The organism is Comamonas humi (assembly GCF_054782535.1).
The window spans coordinates 1-7,937 of the sequence record NZ_BAAGSH010000020.1; the positions used below are offsets into that span (position 1 = coordinate 1).

Below are 7,937 nucleotides of genomic sequence, written 5' to 3' on the forward strand. Positions count from 1 at the left end.
TGCGTATCGGCCGTGATGCCGTGCGCAGCCGTCGAGACGCCGCCCAACAGGCCACCCAGCAAACCACCGCCGCTGCCCAACAGGCCACCGACCAGACCGCCGGCATTCACGCCGCCAATCAGACCGTTGACCAGCCCACCGCCATTCACGTCACCAACGATGTTGCCCAGCAGGCCGCCAGCATTGGCGCCGCCGATCAGCCCGTTGAGCAGACCATGCTCGCCGGCAGCGGCATTCACTACGCCATTGACCAGGCCGCCACCGTTCACATCGCCGACGATGTTGTCGAGCAGGCCACCGGCATTGGCGCCGCCGACCACGCCGTTGAGCAGACCATGCTCGCCGGTAACGGTATTCACCACACCGTTGACCAGGCCACCACCGTTCACATCGCCGACGATGTTGCCCAGCAGACCGCCTGCGTTGGCTCCGCCAATCACGCCGTTGAGCAGACCATGGTCGCCGGCAACAACGTTCACGACACCGTTGACCAGGCCGCCACCGTTCACACTGCCGACAATGTTGTCGAGCAGGCCACCGGCATTGGCGCCGCCGATCACGCCATTGAGCAGACCGTGCTCGCCGGTAACGGTATTCACCACACCGTTGACCAGGCCACCACCGTTCACATCGCCGACGATGTTGCCCAGCAAACCGCCGGCATTGGCTCCGCCGATCACGCCGTTGAGCAACCCATGGTCGCCGGCCACGGTATTCACGACGCCATTGACCAGGCCTGTACCGTTAGCGCCGCCGACGATGCCGCCCAGCAGCCCACCTGCGTCAACGCCACCAACGATGCCACCGACCAGGCCACCGGCATCAACACCGCCAACGACGCCACCCAGCAGGCCACCTGCATCGACACCGCCAATCAGGCCGTTGACCAAGCCGTGTTCACCGACCACGGTATTCACAGCACCGTTGACCAAGCCACCGCCATTCACATTGCCAAGGATGTTGTCGAGCAGGCCGCCCGCGTTGGCACCACCGATCAGACCATTGAGCAGACCGTTTTCGCCAACCACGGTGTTCACCACACCATTGACCAGGCCGCCACCATTGACACCACCAACGATGCCACCCAGCAGACCACCTGCGTTGACGCCACCAATCAACCCATTGACCAGACCATGTTCGCCAACCACGGTGTTCACCACACCATTAACCAGGCCACCGCCGTTGACACCACCAACGATGCCGCCCAGCAGGCCGCCTGCATTGACGCCACCGATCAGGCCGTTGACCAGACCGTTCTCGCCAACCACGGTGTTCACCACGCCGTTGACCAGGCCGATGCCGTTCGCGCCACCGACGATGCCGTCAAGCAGTCCGCCTGCATCAACACCACCGACGATGTTGTCGATCAAGCCGCCTCCGTCGACACCGCCGACGATGCCACCCAGCAGGCCACCTGCATCGACGCCGCCAATGACGCCACCAATCAGGCCGCCACCGTCGACGCCACCGATCAGGCCATTGACCAGACCGTTTTCGCCGACTACGGTGTTCACCACACCGTTGACCAGGCCCGTGCCATCGGTACCACCGATGACACCACCCAGCAGGCCACCTGCATCGACGCCGCCAATGACGCCACCAATCAGGCCGCCACCGTCGACACCGCCAACGATGCCGCCCAGCAGACCACCCGCATCGACGCCACCGATCAGGCCATTGACCAGACCGTTCTCGCCGACCACGGTGTTGACCACTCCATTGACCAGGCCAGTGCCGTCGGCGCCGCCGATGACACCACCCAGCAGGCCGCCGCCATCGACAGCACCAACGATGCCACCCAGCAAGCCACCTGCGTCGACACCGCCAATGACGCCACCAATCAGGCCGCCACCGTCGACACCGCCAACGATGCCGCCCAGCAGACCGCCCGCGTCGACGCCACCGATCAGGCCGTTGACCAGACCGTTCTCGCCAACCACGGTGTTGACCACTCCATTGACCAGGCCCGTGCCGTCGGCTCCACCGATGACGCCACCCAGCAGGCCACCTGCATCGACGCCGCCAATGACGCCACCAATCAGGCCGCCGCCGTCGACACCGCCAACGATGCCACCCAGCAAGCCACCGGCATCAACGCCGCCAATGACGCCTCCCAGCAGACCGCCACCATCGACGCCGCCGATCAGGCCGTTGACCAGACCGTCCTCGCCGACCACGGTATTCACCACACCATTGACCAGGCCAGTGCTGTCAGCGCCGCCGACGATGTCACCCAGCAAGCCGCCTGCGTCAACGCCACCAATGACGCCTCCGAGCAAGCCACCGCCGTCGACACCACCAACGATGCCACCCAGCAGACCACCTGCATCAACACCACCAATGACGCCACCAATCAGGCCGCCGCCATCGACACCGCCAATGACGCCGCCCAGCAGACCGCCCGCGTCGACGCCGCCAATGACGCCTCCGATCAGGCCACCACCGTCAACACCGCCAACGATGCCGCCCAGCAGACCGCCAGCGTCGACTCCACCGATCAGGCCGTTGACCAGACCGTTCTCGCCGACCACGGTGTTCACCACACCGTTGACCAGGCCGGTGCCGTCGGCTCCACCGATGACGCCACCCAACAGGCCACCTGCATCGACGCCACCAATGACACCACCGATCAGGCCGCCGCCGTCGACACCGCCAATGACGCCACCAATCAGGCCGCCGCCATCGACACCACCGACGATGCCGCCCAGCAGACCGCCAGCGTCGACTCCACCGATCAGGCCGTTGACCAGACCGTTCTCGCCGACCACGGTGTTCACCACACCGTTGACCAGGCCCGTGCCATCGGTACCACCGATGACACCACCCAGCAGGCCACCTGCATCGACGCCGCCGACGATGCCGCCCAGCAGGCCACCTGCATCTACGCCGCCAATGACGCCTCCCAGCAGACCGCCACCATCGACGCCGCCGATCAGGCCGTTGACCAGACCGTCCTCGCCGACCACGGTATTCACCACACCGTTGACCAGGCCGGTGCCGTCGGCTCCACCGATGACGCCACCCAACAGGCCACCTGCATCGACGCCACCAATGACACCACCGATCAGGCCGCCGCCGTCGACACCACCGACGATGCTGCCAATCAGGCCATCACCGTCAACACCGCCAACGATGCCGCCAAGCAGGCCGCCTGCATCGACGCCGCCAATCAGGCCGTTGACCAGACCGTTCTCGCCAACCACGGTGTTCACCACGCCGTTGACCAGGCCCGAGCCATCGGTACCACCGATGACACCACCCAGCAGGCCGCCTGCATCGACGCCGCCAATGACGCCTCCGATCAGGCCACCACCGTCAACACCGCCAACGATGCCGCCCAGCAAACCACCGGCATCAACGCCGCCAATGACACCACCGATCAGGCCGTTGACCAGACCGTTTTCGCCGACTACGGTGTTCACCACACCGTTGACCAGGCCCGTGCCATCGGTACCACCGATGACACCACCCAGCAGGCCACCTGCATCGACGCCGCCAATGACACCGCCGATCAGGCCGCCACCGTCGACACCGCCAACGATGTTGCCCAGCAGACCGCCTGCATCGACGCCGCCAATGACACCACCGATCAGGCCACCGCCATCGACACCACCGACGAGGCCCCCCAGCAGACCACCTGCGTCAACGCCACCAATGACGCCACCAATCAAGCCGCCGCCATCGACACCACCGACGATGCTGCCAATCAGGCCATCACCGTCGACACCGCCAACGATGCCGCCCAGCAGACCGCCCGCGTCGACGCCACCGATTAGGCCATTAACCAGACCGTTTTCGCCAACCATGGTGTTCACCACACCGTTGACCAGGCCAGTGCCGTCGGCTCCACCGATGACGCCACCCAGCAGACCACCTGCGTCAACGCCACCAATGACGCCACCAATCAAGCCGCCGCCATCGACACCACCGACGATGCTGCCAATCAGGCCATCACCGTCGACACCGCCAACGATGCCGCCCAGCAGACCGCCCGCGTCGACGCCACCGATTAGGCCATTAACCAGACCGTTTTCGCCAACCACGGTGTTCACCACACCGTTGACCAGGCCAGTGCCGTCGGCTCCACCGATGACGCCACCCAGCAGACCACCTGCATCGACGCCACCAATGACTCCTCCTATCAGGCCGCCGCCATCGACACCACCAACGATGCCACCCAGCAGGCCACCGGCATCGACGCCGCCAATGACACCACCGATCAGACCGCCGCCATCGACACCACCGACGATGCTGCCAATCAGGCCATCACCGTCAACACCGCCAACGATGCCGCCCAGCAAGCCGCCTGCATCAACACCGCCAATAACGCCGCCCAGCAGACCGCCGCCGTCGACACCGCCAACGATGCCTCCCAGCAGACCGCCAGCGTCGACTCCACCGATCAGGCCGTTGACCAGACCGTTTTCGCCAACCACGGTATTCACCACACCGTTGACCAGGCCCGTGCCGTCAGCACCGCCGACGATACCGCCCAGCAAACCACCGGCATCGACGCCGCCAATGACACCGCCAATCAGGCCGCCACCGTCAACGCCACCGATGACGCTGCCCAGCAGACCGCCAGCATCAACACCACCGATCAGGCCATTGACCAGACCGTTCTCGCCGACCACGGTGTTCACCACACCGTTGACCAGGCCAGTGCCGTCGGCTCCACCGATGACGCCACCCAGCAAGCCACCGGCATCAACACTGCCAATGACGCCTCCGATCAGGCCACCGCCGTCGACATCACCGATCAGGCCATTGACCAGACCGTTTTCGCCAACCACGGTGTTCACCACACCGTTGACCAGGCCAGCGCCGTCGGCTCCACCGACGATGCCACCCAGCAGGCCACCTGCATCGACGCCGCCAATGACACCGCCAATCAGGCCGCCGCCATCGACACCACCAACGATGCCACCCAGCAGACCACCTGCGTCAACGCCGCCAATGACGCCGCCGATCAGACCGCCGCCGTCAACACCACCGATCAGGCCGTTGACCAGACCGTTTTCGCCAACCACGGTGTTCACCACACCGTTGACCAAGCCCGTGCCGTCGGCACCGCCGACGATGCCGCCCAGCAAACCACCGGCATCCACGCCGCCAATGACGCCACCGATCAGGCCGCCACCGTCGACACCGCCAATGACGCCTCCGATCAGGCCGCCACCGTCAACACCGCCAACGATGTTGCCCAGCAGACCGCCTGCATCAACACCGCCAATAACGCCGCCCAGCAGGCCGCCGCCGTCGACATCACCCACGATGCCGCCCAGCAAGCCACCTGCGTCGACACCACCGACGATGCTGCCAATCAGGCCATCACCGTCGACACCGCCAACGATGCCACCCAGCAAGCCACCTGCGTCAACACCACCAATGACGCCACCGATCAGGCCGTTGACCAGACCGTTTTCGCCGACCACGGTGTTCACCACGCCGTTGACCAGGCCAGTGCCGTCGGCACCGCCGACGATACCGCCCAGCAAGCCACCGGCATCGACACCGCCAATGACGCCACCGATCAGGCCGCTGCCGTCGGTACCGCCAACGATACCTCCCAGCAAACCACCTGCGTCAACGCCACCAACAACACCGCCAAGCAGGTTGTCGACCAGGCCGTCTTCGCCGATCACGGTGTTCACAACACCACCGACCAGGCCACCGCCGTCGACACCACCAACGATGCCTCCCAGCAGACCACCGGCATCAACGCCGCCAATGACACCGCCGATCAGGCCGCCACCGTCAACACCACCAACGATGCCGCCCAGCAGACCACCTGCGTCAACGCCACCAATGACACCATCGATCAGGCCACCGCCATCGACACCACCAACGATGCCACCGAGCAGACCACCTGCGTCAACACCACCGACGACGCCGCCGATCACGCCTTGAACCAGGCCGTCCTCGCCAACCACGGTGTCCACTACACCGTTGACCAAGCCGCTGCCATCGGTGCCGCCGACGATACCTCCCAGCAGGCCGCCTGCGTCGACACCACCAACGATGCCGCCGAGCAGACCTCCGGCATTGACGCCACCAATCACGCTGCCGACCAGCCCGTTCTGGCCGACCACAGTGTTAACCACACCATTGACCAGGCCGCCGCCGACGACGCCGCCAATCAGGCCGCCTGCATCAACGCCACCGATGATGCTGCCAACCAAACCATCGCCGTTGGCGCCACCAACGATGCCGCCCAGCAGCCCACCAGCATCGACGCCGCCAACGAGGCCATTGATCAGGCCGTTTTCGCCGACCACGGTATTCACCACGCCGTTGACCAGGCCGCTGCCGTCTGCGCCGCCGACAACGCCACCCAGCAGGCCGCCGGCATCAATTCCGCCAACGACACCACCGATCAAGCCGCCCGCATTGACGCCGCCGATCAGGCCATTGACCAGGCCGTTTTCGCCAACCACGGTGTTCACCACGCCGTTGACCAAGCCGCTGCCGTCTGCGCCGCCGATAACGCCACCCAGCAAGCCGCCGGCATCAATTCCGCCAACGACCCCACCAACCAGGCCGCCTGCATCGACACCGCCAACGAGGCCATTGACCAGGCCGTTTTCGCCAACCACGGTGTTGACTACCCCGGTGACCAGACCGCTGGCATTGGCCGCGCCCACAATGCCACCGATCAGGCCGCCGGGATCCACGCCTCCGACCACGCCGCCCAGCAGGCCGCCGGCATTGACGCTACCGATCACGCCATTGACCAGGCCGTTCTGCCCAACCACGGTATTCACCACACCATTGACCAGGCCACCTCCATTGACGTTCCCAACGATATTGCCAATCAGGCCACCAGCGCTGACGTCACCGATCAAGTCGCTGAGCACACCGTTCTCACCAACCACTGCATTCACGGTACCGTTGAGCAGACCGCCGCCATTCACATCGCCGACGATATTACCGATCAGGCCACCGGCGCTGACACCACCGATCAGGCCGTTGACCAGACCGTTCTGGCCGATCACGGCACTCACGGTGCCGTTGACCAAGCCACCACCGTTGACATCGCCCACGATGTTGCCGATGAGCCCCCCGGCGCTGACGCCGCCAACCAGGTTGTTGACCAGGCCGTGCTCACCGACCACGGTGTTCACCACACCATTGACCAGACCGCCGCCGTTGACGTCGCCGATCAAACCTCCCGCACTGATGCCTCCAACCAGGTTGTTGACCAGACCGTTATTCCCGATAACCGTATGCATAAGTCCATCCTCTCCAATGATGTTGCTAAGCAGGCCTTCTTCATTACCGCCCAGTAGGCCGTTCACCAGGCTGTCCTCGCCGATCACGCCAGACAGGAGTCCGCCGTCACCACCGAGCACACTTTCGACAAGGCTCCCCAGTCCGGCGAGTCCGCCGTTGGTGGGGTCGCCAGGGTTGGATAGCCCTGCAATGAGGTCATGCAGGGTGTCTATTACGGGTTCCAGTGCCTGGTCCTGGACCAGGGTCAGACCATTGGCCAGCTCTGTCAGCACGCCCAGCGGGCCACCGTTGACATTGGTCAGGTCTTCCAGGGCGCCGGTGACGGCAGCGAGCGTGCCGTCAGTGGGATCAATCAGCGCGTCCAGCAACTGATGGACAGGATCGGCCACGGTGCCACCCAGCAGGTTGTCCACCACATCCTGAACCGAGGTTACGACGCCGGTGCCGCCTGGCGTGCCAGGGGTGCCGCCGTTGCCACCACCGAGCAGGCCGCCCAGCAGCCCGCCTTCGCCGGTCAGGCCTCCGAGCAAACCGCCTTCACCGGTGACGCCGCCCAGCAGGCCACCTTCTCCAGTCAAGCCACCCAGCAAGCCTCCGTCACCGCCCAGCAGGCCGCCGAGCACACCGTCGACGATGCCACCGATCACGCCACCACCCAGGCCGCCTTCACCGCCCAGGCCATCGGTCAAGCCGCCGATCAGCTG

3 protein-coding genes are annotated in these 7,937 nt (G+C 65.3%); 2 read left to right on the forward strand and 1 reads right to left on the reverse strand.

The genetic code is table 11. From position 1 onward, the window contains the following. Positions 1 to 6,764, reverse strand: a 6,764-nt coding sequence (locus ACYVKR_RS22385; protein WP_460483200.1) for a beta strand repeat-containing protein, incomplete at its 3' end; no start/stop codon positions are given. Between the two features lie 336 nt (positions 6,765 to 7,100). Here ACYVKR_RS22385 and ACYVKR_RS22390 point away from each other — a divergent pair. Together ACYVKR_RS22390 and ACYVKR_RS22395 are read left to right on the forward strand one after the other, a co-directional pair. Then, positions 7,101 to 7,289 (forward strand): hypothetical protein, encoded by a 189-nt coding sequence (locus ACYVKR_RS22390; RefSeq protein ID WP_460483201.1) that lies wholly within the window; start codon positions 7,101 to 7,103, stop codon positions 7,287 to 7,289. Positions 7,290 to 7,430: 141 nt separating this feature from the next. Next, positions 7,431 to 7,937, forward strand: a 507-nt coding sequence (locus ACYVKR_RS22395; RefSeq protein WP_460483202.1) for a hypothetical protein, incomplete at its 3' end; no start/stop codon positions are given.